The following is a 15,882-nucleotide window of genomic DNA, read 5'->3' as shown; positions in this document are numbered from 1 at the left end:
CCGGACGCAACCCGGTCCCATGCTCATGGCAAACCGGTGGTCCCTTCAGGCTGGCAGCCGACAATTGGACCGTGTCACCGACGACTACGCCGAACAGACAACACCGGACGAGTCGTACTGCTATTACCAGTCACGGTGGGCCACGGGTAAAACCACCGCTCAGTGCCTGGCATTGGCCGGAGAATTCAATGCCGCCGCCGATGCGGTCGAGGCCACGCTGCCGCTGATCCCCGCACATATGAAGCGAGATCGAGCGAAGGGCAACCTCGATTTGGCGCAGATCATTGCGAAGGTCGACCTCGACCGGGCGTGCCAGGCGACACACGACGCCATCGATCTCACCAGGGGACGAACCTCATACCGTGTCCGGCAACTCTACGCCGATACCAGGGCACGACTGGAACCCTGGAAATCCACCCGCGCGGTCCGCCAACTGGACGACTACGCGGCAGGCGTACTCACCTAGCCAGGGGTATCCGAACCGGAATCCGTCCGGTCACCTTCACATTGCTCGACACCCCGGGCACCGGCCGAGCGACGTCCGACCGCAGCGGGCGGCCAGTCCTGCGGCTCGACATTCGCCGGTTTCAGGCGGGGGTCGTGATCCCAGTCGAACTCCGGCGCGGGCGGACCCCAGCGGGCGGGACCGTCGAAAACGACGCGCTCGGAGGCGAAGTCGACGTTCGAGAAGGTGGCCGGACCGGTGAATGTCACCTGGGTGAATCCGGAGGGACCGTTGAACGCCGCCCCGGCGAACCGCGCCTCGGCTCCGAAGGTCGTCTGCTGAAACTCCGCGCGACCGTTGAATGTCACCTTGCCGAAATCGGCGTCGTCGTCGAACGTCGCATCCGGGAAGGCGGCGTGACCGTCGAATGTCGCGCCGCGGAATACGCTCCCGGCGGTGAAGGTAGCGCTGTCGAATCTCGCGTGGCCGTTGAATGTCGCCCGGTAGAACTCGGCAGCACCCTCGAACGTCGCCCAGTGGAACCTGGTGTGGCCGTTGAACTCGACTCGGTAGAACCCGGCATCGCCGGTGAACGTCGCTTCCTGAAATTTCGCGTCGCCGTCGAAGGTTGCCTCGGCGAACCGGGCGCGGTCACCGAAGGTCGCTCCGCCGAATGCGGCGGGGCCGTGGAATGTTGCCCCGCCGAATTCCGCGGGACCGAGGAAGGTCACCCTGTCGAAGCCAGCGCGACCGTCGAAGCTCGCCCCGTCGAACCGGACAAGACCCGAAAAGACGGCGCCGTCGAAAACGACCTCCTCGAGACGAGCGGTGCGAAAGTCGAAATTACTTGTCGACCAACTGTATTCGGCCACGGGCTGCAGGTGGTCGGCGATCACGCGAACGATGGTCCGGCGGACCTCCCGGTCGTTCTGCCGGTACTCGATGTGCTCCTCGGATTGCCCGCCGTCGTCCCGCGGGGTGGTCGTCACGAGTTTGGTGCGACCGCTGTTCCCATGGCCCGGGTCGTAAGGCAGGCGCAGGTAACCGCAGAGAACATCGATGCATTGCTGACGACGCAGCCCGTCGGATTCGTCTGCGGCGCTGGCGATCGCGTACACCCCCGCCAGCCGGACCGCGACGTCGGTCGCCCCGAGCTGACCGGCGGCGGTACCGAATCGTTCGATGAACCTGCTCTGCTCGACGTCACGCTGGCGGCGGTAGGCGATCACCAGGGCGATGACCCCGCCGACACCGGCGACGATCGTCAACGCCACCCGGGTGATATCGATCGGCGCCGCCTTCGCCTCGCTGGACGGCAGCATCCAACGCAGGACACCGTAGGCCGCGACGGCGACAACGAGACCGACGGCGAGCGCGACACTGACGGCCGGGAACAGGGCGATCCGTCCGACCCGGCGGTTGAGCCTTCCGAAGCGCTGAGTCAGCCTCGCACGGAGTCCTGTTGTCGCCCTATGCGTTTTCGCACCGATCGCGCTCGCCCTGCCCAGCATCGCTCGATTGTGACCGATGCCGATCCGAACGTGCCGCCGGGCCACCGCCCCCGGGGCTCCATGTCACACCCTCAGGGTCTGCACACCGCCGACTGCGACGGCCCGCCGATCTGCGACCACAGCCCGCGCGGGAACAGGATCCCGTACAGCGAGATGTCCAGGCGGCAGACGTAGGCATCCGCGTATGCGCCGTTCTGGGTGAAACGGCCGATGTCGGACAGCAGCGAGGGCAGGTCCACCGCTGCCTGGTCGAGCTTGGCGCCGTTGTCGAGCAGCAGGGTGAGGGCGTCGCGGACCGAGTTCTGCGCCGGGGGCAGTTTCGGCTGCACCTTGGCGATGGTTCGCACCAGGGTGTCGGCGGTGGCCGCGATCTGCTCGGTCGACGACAGCAGCGACTGTCCCTGCGCGTACAGGCCGCCGACGAGCGCACGGGTCTGGGTGATCAGCGTCTCGAGCTCGTCGCCGCGCTTGGCCAGCCCCTGCATGATCGCGCTGAGATTGGAGATCACATCGGCGAGAATGGCGTCGCGGCGGTGGAAGTCGGCGGCGAGGGCGGCGGCCTGGGTGATGAACGCGCTCAGCGACACCCCGTCCCCCTGCAACGCCATGATCAGCGTGTTCGACAGGTCGTTCACCTGTTCTGGCAGCAGGTTCTCGAACAGCGGCTGAAATCCGTTCAGCAGACCCGAGATATCGAAGGACGGCTCGGTCCGCGCCAGCGGAATCGCTGCCCCGGGACGCAGCTCGGTGCTGCCGGGTTCGGTGCCCGGCGCCAGCGCGACGTAGCGCTGACCGATCAGATTCTGGTACCGGACCAGCGCCTTGGTGTCGGTGTACAGCGTCTGGTTGCGCTGCACCTCGAAGCGCACCCGCGCGACGTGTTTCCGGGTGGCCTCGTCCCGAGCCAGGTCGATGCCGGTCACCTTGCCGACCCGGACCCCGGCGATGCGGACGTCGTCGTTCACGCGCAGGCCCAGCACATCACTGAAGGTGGCCGTGTAGCGATCGATCGGACCGTTCACGTTGCGCGCCAGCGTATTCCAGATGATCGCCGTCACCAGCACCGCCACCAGCGCGAACGCGCCGAAGCCGAGCAGCGGCTTGCGGAGGCCGCGCCTCACCCGAGCGCTTCCGACGCTATCGACACTGCTACGAGCACACCCACGCCTCCTCGAACTTCCGATGAATCCGAATCCCTGGCAATGATCGGGCAACCTGCTGCCGGGGCACTGTACCCGGCCTCGCCGAGCCCGGATCCCCGGCACGCCGACTCCCCGGCGAACGACAGAGCCCGATTCCCGCACCCCGCGCGTGTTCTCGCACCCCGTGCAAGCGTTGTAGAGGGTGCGGGAATCAATGCGGGGTGCGTGGGTTCTTGGCTCTGCCGACCGGTAGGTGATCGCGGGGCCTGAAATATGGAGACCACCGTGCCGGATCGGGTGCGGTTCGCGAAGATGCTGGGATGAGTGCCACAGTTCTCGCCATCGACCTCGGGAAGACCAACTGCCGGGCCTCGCTCCGCGTCGACGGTTGGGAGAAGCAGCATGCCGACGGGTCCGGGGCGCCGGGGCTGGCGGCCGCGGGCGGTGTCGATGCGGCTACGGCTGCCATCCGGACCGTGATCGACAGAATCGAGGCTCCCGCAACGCCTTTCGTGGTGTCGGTGGGTGCCGCAGGAGCCGCCTCAGCGCCGGAGGCACGGATGCGGCTCGCACGACAGCTGGCCGAATTACCCAAGGTGGCGGCGGTCGCGATCACCTCCGACGCGGTCACCGCGCACGCGGGAGCGCTCGGCGGCGCGCCCGGCGTCACGCTGACGGCCGGGACCGGCGCGGTGGCGACCGCGATCGACGAGGCGGGCGCGTTCACCCGCGTCGACGGCTGGGGGCCGCTGCTCGGCGACGAGGGCAGCGGCGGCTGGATCGGCGTCGAGGGCCTGCGGGCGGCGCTGCGCTGCCACGACGGGCGCGGGCCGGACACCGCGCTCGCCGCCGCGGCCCTCGCGCGCTACGGTCCCCTCGACGACCTGCCGCGGGTATTCGGCCAGCACGAGAATCCGGCCCTGCTCGCCGCGGGCTTCGCACCCGACGTCGCCGCGGCCGCCGACATCGACGCGACCGCCGGGAGCATCATGACCGCCGCGGGCCGCGCGCTGGGCCGCACCGCCCTCGCCGCGATCGCCCGCAGCGGGCTGCGCGAACCGGTGCCCTACGCGCTGACCGGTGGACTCGTCGAACTGGGTGCGGCACTGGTGGTTCCGATCGAACACACGATCGGAGACGCCGCCGAGCGCCGCGCGGCCCGCGGCGGCCCGATCGACGGCGCCGCACTGCTCGCCGTCGACACCGCGACGGCACTGGAACCCTTGATCGCGCGAATTTGCTGAAAGTTATTGACAGGCATCATTGTGACAGTTGACACTCATTTGCATTCTGTTCGCAGCACCGGGAGTCCACGATGAACGCACTCAATGTTGCCGTCATCGTCGTCTACCTCGTCGGTGTCGCCTGGATCGGGCTGCGGCTGTCCGGAAAACAGAAATCCGCCTCGGACTATTTCGTCGGCGAGGGCCGAATGCCTTGGTGGACAGTGTGTTTCTCGGTGGTAGCCACCGAAACCAGTGTGCTCACCGTCATTTCGATCCCGGGCGGTGCCTACACCGACCAGGGCTTCGGAAACGTCGAGCTGGCCTTCGGCTACATCATCGGCCGCACCGCCGTCGCCCTCGCCCTGATTCCGCTGTACAAGCGCGGCGGATTCGTCAGCGCCTACCAGTATCTGCGGCTGCGGTTCGGCCGCTATCTGCAGGGCGTGGCCTCGGTGACCTTCGTCGTGACGCGGCTGCTCGCCGAGGGCGTGCGGTTGTTCGCGTCGGCCATCCCGATCAAGCTGCTGCTCAGCGAGTTCGGCGTGACCCTCGGCTACGACGTCATCATCGCGGCGCTGACGTTGCTGACGGTCGTCTACACCTACCTCGGCGGTATCAAGGCCGTGATCTGGACCGACGCGCTGCAGATGGGTCTGTACCTGTTGGGCGCGCTCATCGCGATCGCGGTGCTCACCGGCCACGTCGGCGCCTCCGGCTGGTCGGATGCCTTGCACGCGGGCAAGTTCCAGCTCTTCGACACCGATTTCGACCCGGCGCACATCCTCACCAGCAGCTTCGCGCTGCCGACGGCGATCATCGGCGGGGCGATCTTCGCGATGGCCTCGCACGGCTCGGATCAGCTGATCGTGCAACGCATTCTGGCGACGCGTTCGGTGCGCGACAGCCAGCAGGCCATGGTCGCCTCGGGTGTGTTCATCGCCGTGCAGTTCGCGGCCTTCTCACTGGTGGGCGCCCTGCTGTGGGCCTACAACGACGGCAAGACCCCCAAGGAGCTGGGGCTCTCGAGCGCCGACGGGCTGTATCCGGACTTCATCCTGCACGGGCTGCCGGTGGTGATCTCGGGGCTGCTGGTCGCCGGAATCCTCGGCGCCGCCATGGGTTCGCTGTCGGCCGCGCTCAACTCGATGTCGAACTCGACCGTGGCCGACATCATCCACAGCTTCTCCCGCCGGGAGATCTCCGATGTGGCGATGCTGCGGCTGGGCCGGATCATGACCCTGGTGTGGGCGGTGCTGATGGCGCTGTGCGCCATGGGTTTCAGCGCGACCACCGGCAACGTGTACCTCACGGCGCTGGCCATCGCGGGCTACACCTACGGCGCGCTGCTCGGCGCGTTCCTGCTGGGCCGGATCGTGAAGCGCGCCAACGAGTTCGACGCGATCGTGGCGTTCGTCGCCACCGTGATCGTGATGACGTTCGTGGTCCGGGTCGTCAAGATCGACGTCACGGTGGCCGGGCAGGTGACCGAAAAGGGTATCGCCGCACAGTGGCTGGTGCCGATCGGCGTCGCCGTAACCCTCGTCGCCGGCGGGCTCACCAGCCGCTTCCACCCGGCCCCCGACCCCGTGCCGCCGCCGGAGCCGGCCGAGGCGGTGGCATGATGCGAACACCCAGACATCCCGCTGGACGGAGGAAGCGATGACCGAAGGTGACGATGTCCGCAGTCGGCTGCTGACGGCGCTCCCACGGCTCACCCCGACCGCCCGGCGGGTGGCTCGGGTGATCCGCGACGACCCGGCGGGGACGGCGCAGCTGACCGTGAACCAGCTCGCCGAGCGCGCCGAGACCAGCACCTCCGCGGTGGTCCGACTCGCCAAAACTCTTGGCTACGAGGGATATCCACAGCTACGCCTCGCACTGGCGGCGACCGGCACGGAGGACCGCACGCCGGTGCTGGCCACCGATATCGGACCCGAGGACGCGCCGTCGAAGGTGCTGCACAAGCTCGCCGCCTTCGAGACCGAGGGCTTACTCGCCACGGCCGAGCGCGCCGACGCGGCGACCATGTCGGCGGTGTCCGAGGCGCTGGCGCAGGCCCGCCGGATCCAGCTGATCGGCATCGGAGCCTCCGGGCTGGTGGCAACGGATATGGCGCAGAAGCTGACCCGGATAGGGCTGTGGTGCGGCGCGTGCACCTCCGAGGACGATGCGCTGGTACAGGCCAGCCTGCTCGCGGCGGGCGACCTCGCCATGGCCTTCTCCCATTCCGGGGAGACCGCCGGCGTGGTCGACGCCGTGCGGCGTGCCGATCGGGGCGGGGCGACGACCGTCGCGGTGACCGCCGGCGCCGGATCGAGCCTGGCGTCCACCGCCGCGCACACCCTGCTCGCCGCCGGGCGCGAGGACGGTTTCCGGTCCGCGGCCATGGCGAGCCGGATGAGTCAGCTGCTGATCGTCGACGCGCTGTATGTCGGTGTCCTGCAACGCACTCCCGCGGCGGCCCAGGCGCTGCACCGCACCTACGACGCGGTCGCCGATCGCCGGATCCCGCGCCGGACGCGGGAGGTGTAAGTGGACAAGCTCGGCGAACTGGCCACGGAGACCGCCAATCCGCGTTCCGCCGGTCTCGACTCGATGCCGATCGATACCCTGCTGCACACCATGAACGCCGAGGACTCCCGAGTGTCTTCGGCTGTGGCGCAGGCGATTCCGAGCATCTCGCGTGCGGTCGAGGCGATCGTCGCCGCGCGCGGGCGCGGCGGTCGGCTGATCTACGCCGGGGCGGGCACCAGCGGACGACTGGGCGTGCTCGACGCCTCGGAGTGCCCGCCCACCTTCGGCAGCGATCCCGGCGAGGTGCTGGGGATGATCGCGGGCGGGCCGCGGGCGCTGACCGAGGCGGTGGAGGGAGCCGAGGACGATGCCGCGGCGGCGGGGCGCGACCTGGCGGCCCTCGGGCTGACCCCGGACGACGTGGTGGTGGCGCTGTCGGCGAGCGGGCGGACGCCGTACGCGGTCGGCGCGCTGGCGCGGGCGCGGGCGACCGGCGCCACGGCCGTGGCGCTGTCCTGCAATCGCGACGCCGAACTCAGCGCGCACGCCGATATCGCCATCGAGATCGACACCGGCCCGGAGATTCTCACGGGGTCCACGCGGCTGAAGGCCGGGACGGCACAGAAGTTGGTGTGCAACATGCTGTCCACCGCGGTGATGGTGCGCGCCGGTAAGGTGTACGGCAACCTCATGGTCGACCTGCACCCCTCCAACACCAAGCTGGTGGATCGGGCGCGGCGCATCATCGTCGAGGCCACGGGCGTGGATTTCGACACGGCCGCAACGCTTCTCGATGCCGCCGACGGCCAGGCCAAGACGGCCATCGTCATGCAGCTGGCCGGTGTCGACGCCGACCGGGCCCGCGGAATGCTCACAAAGGCACACGGTTTCGTGCGCGACGCGGTACACGCGAGCTGAACCGCACCGGCACACCGAACGGAACCACCCGCGACACTTTCTGACGGAACTACCGCGTTCGACGCGAAGAATTGTCGTCGGATCGGTAGCGTGTCTCTCCAAGTTGTTGCTGGTAGACCGCCTACCGGCCGACCAGGCGGAGGTGTCTGTGCAGTATGTGATCGGGGTGGCAGGCCTGCTGATATTCCTGTTGCTCGCCTGGGTGCCGAGTTCGAACCACCGGGCGGCCGGGGGGAAGCTCGGTCGCGTGGCATTGCTGCTGGTCGTGCAGTTCGCGCTGGGGTTCGTGCTGTTGAAGACCGGTGTCGGCACGGCGGTGGTGCGGGTGATCCGCGACGGCTTCCAACACATCCTGGGTTACGCCGCGCAGGGTACCGAATTCGTATTCGGCGATCTGGTGCGGGTCGGCGGCGACAGCGGCCCGGCGTTCCTGTTCTCGGTGCTGATGCCGATCGTGTTCGTCTCGTTGCTGATCGGCATCCTGCAGCACATCGGGCTGCTCCAGCTGATCATCAAGTACCTCGGCACGGCGCTGTCGTGGGTGAGCGGCTTCGGCAAGGTCGAGTCCTTCAACGCGGTCGCCTCCGCCATCCTCGGGCAGTCCGAGGTGTTCATCTCGCTGCGCGCGATGCTGGAACGGATTCCGCCGCAACGCATGTACACCCTGTGCGCCTCCGCGATGTCGACGGTGTCGGCCTCCATCCTCGGCGCCTACATGCAGCTCATCGACGCGAAGTTCGTCATCGCCGCGATCGTGCTGAATCTGGTGGGTGTGTTCGCGGTGACGGCGCTCATCAATCCCTACACCGTGACCGCCGAGGACGACGCCGAGCTGCTCGACGGCCCGGCGAAGGTCACGGCCGCCGACGGCGAGGCCGCCGAACCCACTCCGGAGACCTCCGCCCCCGGCCGCCCCAAGAAGCAGTCGTTCTTCGAGATGCTGACCGACTACATCCTGGTCGGCTTCAAGGTCGCGTTCACGGTGGCGGCCATGCTCATCGGCTTCATCGCGCTGCTGGCGATGGTGAACGGGATCTTCGCCGCCGTCTTCAACGGCACCACGTTCCAGGATGTCATGGGCCACGTCTTCGCGCCGCTGGCCTGGCTGACCGGAGTGCCGTGGGACGAGGCCGCCGACGTGGGCCGGTTCATGGGCACCAAGCTGGTATCGAACGAGATCGTCGCCATGCAGCAGTTGCGCGAGGAGCAGGCGGAGCTGTCGGAGCATTCGATGGCGATCGTGTCCACCTATCTGGTGTCGTTCGCCAACTTCTCCAGCATCGCCATCATCATCGGCGCGGTGCGCAGCCTCAACGAGAAGCAGGGCCTGGTCGCCGCCCAGTACGGCCTGCGCCTGCTCTACTCCGCGACCCTGGTCAGCTTCCTGTCCGCCACCATCGTCGGCCTGGTCAGCTGACGGCTCGGAAGGAGTAGAAACGGGGTGGGTGTACCGGGCGAGGAGGAGTCGGTCGTGTGGAAGATCTGTAGGACGTGCGCGGTGGAGCACGAGGCGGACGCCACGATCTGCCGGATCTGCGCGGACGAACGGCAGTGGGTCCCGGCGACGGGCCAGCAGTGGACCACGCTCGCGGAGCTGGCGGCCGCCGGGCACGGCATCCGGGTGCGCGAGCTGGAGCCGGACCTGTTCGGGCTGACCGCCGAGCCGCGCGTCGGCATCGGCCAGGAGTCGCACCTGATTCGCACGCCCGCGGGCAACGTGCTGTGGGATGTAACCGGCTACGTCGACGAGGCGGCGGTGCGGCAAGTGCGTGAGTTCGGCGAGGTCGTCGCCATCGTGCCCAGCCATCCGCATCACTATGGCGTCCAGGTCGCATGGAGCCGCGCGCTCGGCGGCGTACCGATCTTGGTCGCGGAGGCCGATACGGCATGGGTCGCGCGCCCCGACCCGGCGATCCGGCCGTGGTCGGGCCGGGTGGACCTGCTGCCCGGAATCACGCTGCGCCAGTTGGGCGGTCACTTCGCGGGCAGCGCGGTGGCGCACTGGGCGGCGGGCGCGGACGGGCGCGGCGTGCTGTTCAGCGCCGACACCATCCAGGCCAACCCGGACCGCCGAACGGTCACCTTCATGCGCAGCTATCCCAATCGGATCCCGCTGTCGCCCGCCGTCGTCGACCGGGTCACCGAGACGGTCGAGGAGTACGAGTTCGACCGGCTCTACGACAATTTCGGCAACACCATCGATGCCGACGCCCGCGCGGCCGTCCGCCGCTCGGCCGATCGCTACATCGCCTGGGTCCGAGGCGATTTCGACCATCTCACCTGAGATCCCCGGTGACACCCGGCGATTGGGCGCCGTCACGGCAGACCCCGATCCCGAGTGGTGACCGGAAACAAATCCACTGCGGCGGAATGATTTTCGGAGACAAGTCGGATTACCTTCTCCGTTCGACGGGTCATCGGCGCCCCGGGCCCTCGCACACCCCGAGAAGGAGCCGATGTGAGCAAGCAGTCGACGTGGCCGGAGGCCCAGCCCGAACAGCGGACGGCGACGGACCGCAATCGGGTGATCGTCGTGCAGATCCTGCTGGCCCTCGGCGCCCTCGCGGTGGTGGCCGCCGGATGCTGCGCGCTGGTCGCGGGCGCGCTTCCGGAGGACAGCCCGCCGGCGCCGACGATCGTGCCGCCCTCGCCGATCCTGTGGACCGGCGTCGGGACCCGGTGACGATCGATTCGTGCTGCGTCCCAACACCATCGGCACGCTTCCGTGATCGGTCCCGGATTCCGAGACTCGTCCCGCGGCGCCCTCCCGGCGGCAGTACTTTCGCCGCACATTCCCCGGACCTAGGAGGACTATGGACACTCTCACCCGCGCACCGGCCGATCAGGCTCGCGGCTTGGTCGGACAGCGCTATCGCCAAGCCGACCACTACGAGGTGGGCCGCGAGAAGATCCGCGAATTCGCTCGCGCACTACAGGATTCGCATCCCGCGCACCACAGCGAGCTGGCCGCCGCGGAACTGGGGTTCGATGCGCTGATCGCCCCGGCGACCTTCGCGACGCTGCCGTGGATACGGACGCAGGACGAGGTCTTCAGCACGCAGCTCTACGAATACGACCTCGGCCAGGTGCTGCAGGCCGACCAGGTGCTGGAGTTCGCCCGGCCGCTGGTGGCCGGTGACATCCTCACCTCCGACGTGTATTTCCAGTCCTTCCGGCAGGTCCGCGATCTCGATCTGCTCACCACCAAGAACGTCCTGACCGACCGGCACGGCGTACCCGTGCAGGCCGGGACGACCACCCTGGTGGCCCGCACAGGCAGCGTCCGCTCCGATCTGGCCGATATGGTGGACGGGATCATCATGACCGGCCTCGCCGCCGGTGAGCGCCAGACGCACCACGCCCGGGAGCGATTGGGCACGCTGCTGCCCGTCACCGGCGACGCGATCACGGTGACGCCGAACGGCCGTCGGCCGCATACCGCCTGTACCACAGGCGATCTCGCGCCCGGCGACGAGCTGCCGTCGCGCACGGTCCGGCTGACGCGCGGCGATCTGGCCAATTTCACCGGCGTGACGGGGGACGCCAATCCGATCCACTTCAGCGACGATGTCGCCCGGGCCGCCGGGCTGCCGTCGATCGTCGCGCACGGCATGCTCACCATGGGCCTGGGCGCGGGCTACCTGACCGAATGGCTGGGCGACCCGGCCGCCTTGACCAAGTACGGCGTGCGGTTCTCGGGCACGCTGCCCGTCGCGACGGACCGGCCCAGCACCGTCGAGTTCGGCGGCACCGTCAAGACCGTCGATCCCGAGCAGGGCACCGCGACGATCGCCGTCACCGCGATCGGCAACGGGCAGAAGCTGTTCAGCCGCGCGAGCGCGGTGGTGGCGCTGCGCTGAGCGCAGCCGCCCCGGGCGCAATAATCGGCACCGCGCTGTGAGGCGCGGTGCCGAAGGCTCCCCTATTGCCTACTCGTCCGGGTCGAACCCGTTGACCCGCTGCTTGGCCGCCCGGGCCCGGCGGCGCTCGGCACGCAGCTCGGCCAGCTCCTGCTCCAGCGTCTCGGCGATCCGGAACTGGCCGGTGTCGTAGACGCTGAGCGGGTCGTCCTCGGCCGTGGACGAGCTCTCGGACTTCTTCTTGCTCGAGCCGTTGGCGCCGTTGGCATCGTCCTTTTCATCGACTCGCCAACTCTTGGCCGTGGTGGTGCTCGGCGTCTTCGGGGTCCAGATATCGGGCTCCTCGGCCGGATCCAGCACGTCGCCGGTGGTCTTCGCGGCCGGCTCCTCGGCGGGCTGCGACTCCGCGGCGCCGGGCAGCGCCGCCTGCGGTACCGGCGGGCGCGTATCCGGCGCGGCCTGCCGGATGAAGCTCACGAACGTGGGCAGCGTGCGACGGATCTGCTCGGCCGGATCGGGCAGCTCGCGCACCTGCTCGGTGGCGCGAGCGATGGCCTGGCCGTAGCGGTGGCTCGCGGCGTTGTGGATGAGCAGCGAGACGCCGATCATGACCGGCGCCACCGCGTGCACGCCCACCTCGTACCACTCGGCGGAGCGGAGATACGGGTAGGTGTTGAGGACCACGGTCAGCCCCAGCAGCGAGAGTTCGGCCATGGCGACCTGGCGGCGGCTGTCGAGAATCCCCCACTCGGCGACCTTGTTGGTGCCGACCATGATGATGATCAGGCAGACGCTGATCATGCCCTCGAGCAGGTAGCTGAACCAGAACAGCGGATCGGTCGCTCCGCCGGGGGCGATGTTGTGCTGCACGTTGACCGCCGACCACAGCATGCCCGCCGTCACGACCGCGGCCAGGCCGCGCTGCGACCAGGCCCGGTGACGGTACAGCGAGGCCAGCTTGGCGTGCGGGCTGGACTCGCGGCGCTGGGCGGCAACGGCCTTGCGGGCCATCAACAGATCTCGCATATCGGCCTTCGCGATCGCCTCTGAGGTCTGCCTTGCGCGGTCCGATGCCGAGGCAGCGGCCTGAACGTTCTTCCAGCGTTGGTCGCGCTCCTGCTCGCGGATCTTCTCGGCGAGGTCGCGCTCGGCGTGTAGTTCGTCCTCGGACAGCGCATCGGTCAGCGCCGGATCGAATTGGTACGCCAGGCGCCCGCGAGCCTTCTCGACCCGCTTCGCCAGCTGCGCGACCTCGTCTCCGTTGGGACGTTCGAGGGTCAACGGGACCACCGCCCGGTGGGATGCGATGGCCGACAGATGATCACGAGTGGGAACGGCACACGACATTAATAGTCGATCGACCGCCGTCCGCGAAACTGTAGATTTGCCGAAATCCAAGTTTCTACGGCGTGCCGCGCACGACACGCCGAGTCCCGTTATCGGAGTCGCGTTGTCGAACATGACAATTCGTCGGTTTTGTGTCGATGATGTAGGTCTGCGCCGCGATGACGATACCGAACGGACGGTACGGTGGCCAGACCCCTCAGGCCGCCGCGGCGGCGGTCAGCAGGCGGCGGACGTCGTCGGCGTCCGCGACGTCGACGACCAGCCGGGTGAAATCCGACCCGGACAGGTCGATCTGAACCGCGCGGCCGTCGAACAGCGTGTCCCAGAACTCCTTACGGCCCTTGCCCCGGAACGTGCCCGCGGCGATCACACCGGGGAAGAATGTCCCGGGCGCGCGCAGCCACGGCGGGCGGCTGTCCACCGGCGCCGGGCCGACCGCGGTGACGTCGGCGAGGTCGAAGCTGAACTGCTCGCGCAGACCCAGGAAGCGGTGGGCGCCGCGCACATGTACCGTCACGGTCGTTCCTGTGACCTCGATGTCGACCATCGCGCACCTACCTCTCGCCGGGGATTCGTTCCTCCTGTTCCAGAATGCGGATCGCTGCTGACCGGAGTCTGAGGTCTTCCTATGAGTTTTCTCAGATTCCCGGCATTAGGATCGGCTCATGCGGGTGGGACGGCGGGCTTCCGGGGTGCTGGCCTTCGTGGTTCTGCTGGCTGTGGTTGTCGGGACGGCGTGGGAGCAGCAGCCGCGCGGGCATCGGGACGCGGCGGCGGGCGTCGACGTGTTCAGCGCCGAGCGGGCGTTTCGGACGGTCGAGGCGATCGCCGCGCGGCCGCATCCGGTGGGCACGGCCGAACACGACCGGGTCCGTGACCTGCTGGTCGACCGGCTGCGGAACCTGGGCCTGGAGACCGAGATCCAGAGCGGTGTCGGCCGGTATCCCGCGAACCTCGAACGCGACGTGGTCGGCATGGCACGGGTGGACAATATCGTCGCCCGCCTGCCGGGGACCGACCCGACCGGGACGGTCTACCTGACGGCGCACTACGACTCGGTGCCGCCCGCACCCGGCGCGAACGACGACGGCGTCGGTGTGGCGGCCGTGCTGGAGTCGGTGCGCGCGCTGCACGAGGCCCGCGCCGAGCTGCGGAACGACGTGGTGGTGCTGCTGACCGATGCCGAGGAGGTCGGCCTGCTGGGCGCCGAGGCGTTCGTATCCGGCGGCCGAGCCGATCCGCGCGGCGGAGTGGTCGTGAACCACGAGGCCCGCGGCGCCGGGGGCCCGGTCATGCTGTGGCGCCTCACTCATCCCGACGGCGACCTGATCCGCGAGGTCGCGCGCATCCCGTTCCCGAACACCGACTCGATGTCCACGTCGCTGGCCGGAGGGCAGACCTCGAGCAATACCGATTTCACCGCCTTCGAACCTGCCGGGCTGCGGACGCTGGACTGGGCCTACGCGGGCCGAAACGCCTACTACCACAACCCGTTCGACGATCCCGCCCATGTGAGCCTCGCGACGCTGCAGCAAATGGGCGACAACACGCTCGCGCAGGCCCGGGCGTTCGGCAACCGAGACCTCACGGCGGCCGACGACGAGAACCGGGCGTACTTCTCGCTGCCGTTCGGGGCGCTGGTCGTGCTGCCGCTGTGGGTCGTCATCGTGCTCGCCGTGGCGACGCTGGTCGGCGCGGGCTGGGTGGTGCGGCAGGCGCGGCGCAACGGCGAGGCCTCGATCCGCGGCGTGCTCGGTTCCGCCGCAACGGCATTGGTCGCGGTGGCGCTGGCCATGGGCGCCACCTACGGGCTGTGGGAGGCGCTGCGGGCGATCCGGCCGGAGTATCGGCCGCTGTTCGTCGATCCGTACCGGCCCGAGTTCTACTACGCGGCGATGCTCACGCTGTGCGTGGCGGTGCTCACCGCGTGGTACGCGCTGGCGCGGCGGCTGTTCGGGCCCACCGCCCCGGCGGCCGGGCTGCTGTGCTGCGTGGCCGTGCTCGGCGCGGGGGTGACCGCGATCGCACCGGCCGCGGCCGAGATCCTGGTGGTTCCCGGATGCGCCGCGGTCGTGGGGGTTTCGCTGACCTTCGCGGTATCCGACGCCTGGCGGCTGCCGGTGCTGACCGTCCTCCTGATTCCCGCGGCGGTATTCCTGGGCGGCCTCACCTGGTCGGGCCTGCAGGCGGGAATCACCGGGGCGCCGTTCCTGGTCGCGCCCGCCGTGGTGCTGTTCGGCGGACTGCTCCTGCTGACGCTCACCCATGCGTGGCCGCGGCGGCGCACGGCATCGATCCCCGCGACCGCCGTAATGCTCACCGTCGCACTGGCGGCCGCGGGCCTGGCCGTGGACCGGTTCGACGACCGGCATCCGCTGATGTCCCAGCTGGCCTACGCCCTTGACGCCGACAACAATGCGGCGCAGTGGGTTTCCGCGCAGGAGCCGGACCGTTGGACGCGCGGCTTCGTCGAGACGACATCCCCGCCCGGCCCGTACTCGAGCCTGTACCCGACCGCCGTGGCGGCCGGCCCCGCACCGACGGCCGCACTGTCCGCCCCGGTGGCCGAGATCCTCTCCGACACCACGAATTCGGGCCACCGCACGGTGCACCTGCGGCTGCGGTCCACCCGCGGGGCCACCGCATTGGCGCTGCGCTACGACACCCCGATCCACACGCTGCGCGTGGCGGGCCGGGAACTCGGCCCGGTGCCGCACAAGGGTTTCCGGCTGGAGGCGCCGCCGCCCGAGGGCATCGAAGTCCAGCTGACCGCACCGGCCGGGCCGCTCCCCCTGCACGTGGTCGACTACACGTGGCTGCCCGACTCCGGGCTAGCCGAGCCCCCGGCAGACATCTTCTACCGCCAGGACAGCACGGCCGCCGTGTTCGCGACCGTCAAGGGGTTGTGAGCGTCACGCG

Annotated in this window: 14 protein-coding genes; 10 read left to right on the top strand and 4 right to left on the bottom strand. The window is 69.1% G+C overall.

The window, feature by feature from the left end:
- Nucleotides 1-466 (top strand): hypothetical protein (locus ACYVLQ_RS01960; RefSeq protein ID WP_460695599.1); only part of this gene is annotated, 466 nt, incomplete at its 5' end.
- Here ACYVLQ_RS01960 and ACYVLQ_RS01955 read toward each other — a convergent pair.
- Together ACYVLQ_RS01955 and ACYVLQ_RS01950 are read right to left on the bottom strand one after the other, a co-directional pair.
- Nucleotides 463-1,956 carry a pentapeptide repeat-containing protein gene (locus ACYVLQ_RS01955; protein WP_460695598.1) on the bottom strand — a complete coding sequence of 498 codons (1,494 nt, stop codon included), beginning with the start codon at nt 1,954-1,956 and terminating at the stop codon, nt 463-465. The genes ACYVLQ_RS01960 and ACYVLQ_RS01955 overlap by 4 nt on opposite strands.
- A 71-nt stretch (nt 1,957-2,027) precedes the next feature.
- Nucleotides 2,028-3,077: an MCE family protein gene (locus ACYVLQ_RS01950; RefSeq protein ID WP_460695597.1), complete on the bottom strand. Its 1,050-nt coding sequence runs from the start codon at nt 3,075-3,077 to the stop codon at nt 2,028-2,030.
- 341 nt (nt 3,078-3,418) lie between these two features.
- Between ACYVLQ_RS01950 and ACYVLQ_RS01945 the strand changes: the two genes are divergently transcribed.
- The 8 genes from ACYVLQ_RS01945 (at nt 3,419) to ACYVLQ_RS01910 (ending at nt 11,616) form a co-directional block, all read left to right on the top strand.
- Nucleotides 3,419-4,342, top strand: coding sequence for a BadF/BadG/BcrA/BcrD ATPase family protein (locus ACYVLQ_RS01945; protein WP_460695596.1), 924 nt, complete (start codon nt 3,419-3,421; stop codon nt 4,340-4,342).
- A gap of 71 nt (nt 4,343-4,413) precedes the next feature.
- Entirely contained in the window at nt 4,414-5,946 is a 1,533-nt protein-coding gene (locus ACYVLQ_RS01940) for a sodium:solute symporter (protein WP_460695595.1), read from the top strand.
- Between the two features lie 37 nt (nt 5,947-5,983).
- Complete coding sequence (locus tag ACYVLQ_RS01935; protein ID WP_460695594.1) at nt 5,984-6,856, top strand: MurR/RpiR family transcriptional regulator; 873 nt, start codon at nt 5,984-5,986, stop codon at nt 6,854-6,856.
- Nucleotides 6,857-7,756, top strand: a complete 900-nt coding sequence (gene murQ / locus ACYVLQ_RS01930) for an N-acetylmuramic acid 6-phosphate etherase (RefSeq protein ID WP_460695593.1) — start codon at nt 6,857-6,859, stop codon at nt 7,754-7,756.
- 148 nt (nt 7,757-7,904) lie between these two features.
- Nucleotides 7,905-9,173: a NupC/NupG family nucleoside CNT transporter gene (locus tag ACYVLQ_RS01925; RefSeq protein WP_460695592.1), complete on the top strand. Its 1,269-nt coding sequence runs from the start codon at nt 7,905-7,907 to the stop codon at nt 9,171-9,173.
- 24 nt (nt 9,174-9,197) lie between these two features.
- A complete protein-coding gene (locus ACYVLQ_RS01920) occupies nt 9,198-10,040 on the top strand; it encodes an MBL fold metallo-hydrolase (RefSeq protein WP_460695591.1) in 843 nt (280 codons plus the stop codon).
- A 174-nt stretch (nt 10,041-10,214) separates the two neighbouring features.
- Nucleotides 10,215-10,439, top strand: a complete 225-nt coding sequence (locus tag ACYVLQ_RS01915) for a hypothetical protein (RefSeq protein WP_460695590.1) — start codon at nt 10,215-10,217, stop codon at nt 10,437-10,439.
- Nucleotides 10,440-10,569: 130 nt separating this feature from the next.
- Nucleotides 10,570-11,616, top strand: a complete 1,047-nt coding sequence (locus ACYVLQ_RS01910) for a fused (3R)-hydroxyacyl-ACP dehydratase subunits HadA/HadB (RefSeq protein ID WP_460695589.1) — start codon at nt 10,570-10,572, stop codon at nt 11,614-11,616.
- Between the two features lie 69 nt (nt 11,617-11,685).
- Here the strand turns inward: ACYVLQ_RS01910 and ACYVLQ_RS01905 are convergent, their stop codons facing one another.
- Entirely contained in the window at nt 11,686-12,906 is a 1,221-nt protein-coding gene (locus ACYVLQ_RS01905) for a hypothetical protein (RefSeq protein WP_460695588.1), read from the bottom strand.
- A 253-nt stretch (nt 12,907-13,159) separates the two neighbouring features.
- The gene (locus tag ACYVLQ_RS01900; RefSeq protein WP_460695587.1) at nt 13,160-13,480 is read right to left on the bottom strand and encodes a hypothetical protein; all 321 of its coding nucleotides are present in this window, start codon (nt 13,478-13,480) and stop codon (nt 13,160-13,162) included.
- A gap of 148 nt (nt 13,481-13,628) precedes the next feature.
- On the opposite strand from ACYVLQ_RS01900, the gene ACYVLQ_RS01895 reads away from it, so the two are divergent.
- Nucleotides 13,629-15,872: a M20/M25/M40 family metallo-hydrolase gene (locus ACYVLQ_RS01895; RefSeq protein WP_460695586.1), complete on the top strand. Its 2,244-nt coding sequence runs from the start codon at nt 13,629-13,631 to the stop codon at nt 15,870-15,872.
- Nucleotides 15,873-15,882 lie beyond the last annotated feature (10 nt).

This window comes from Nocardia thraciensis, assembly GCF_054782435.1.
Note: the sequence above shows the minus strand (reverse complement) of the source record. Positions and strands in the feature narration are given on the sequence as shown.

What these genes read in the sequence shown, in the direction of transcription:
- ACYVLQ_RS01935 (WP_460695594.1), top strand. Translation starts at nt 5,984, where the DNA reads ATGACCGAAGGTGACGATGTCCGCAGTCGGCTGCTGACGGCGCTCCCA.
- ACYVLQ_RS01910 (WP_460695589.1), top strand. Translation starts at nt 10,570, where the DNA reads ATGGACACTCTCACCCGCGCACCGGCCGATCAGGCTCGCGGCTTGGTC.
- ACYVLQ_RS01955 (WP_460695598.1), bottom strand. Translation starts at nt 1,956, where the DNA reads ATGCTGGGCAGGGCGAGCGCGATCGGTGCGAAAACGCATAGGGCGACA.
- ACYVLQ_RS01895 (WP_460695586.1), top strand. Translation starts at nt 13,629, where the DNA reads ATGCGGGTGGGACGGCGGGCTTCCGGGGTGCTGGCCTTCGTGGTTCTG.
- ACYVLQ_RS01940 (WP_460695595.1), top strand. Translation starts at nt 4,414, where the DNA reads ATGAACGCACTCAATGTTGCCGTCATCGTCGTCTACCTCGTCGGTGTC.
- ACYVLQ_RS01945 (WP_460695596.1), top strand. Translation starts at nt 3,419, where the DNA reads ATGAGTGCCACAGTTCTCGCCATCGACCTCGGGAAGACCAACTGCCGG.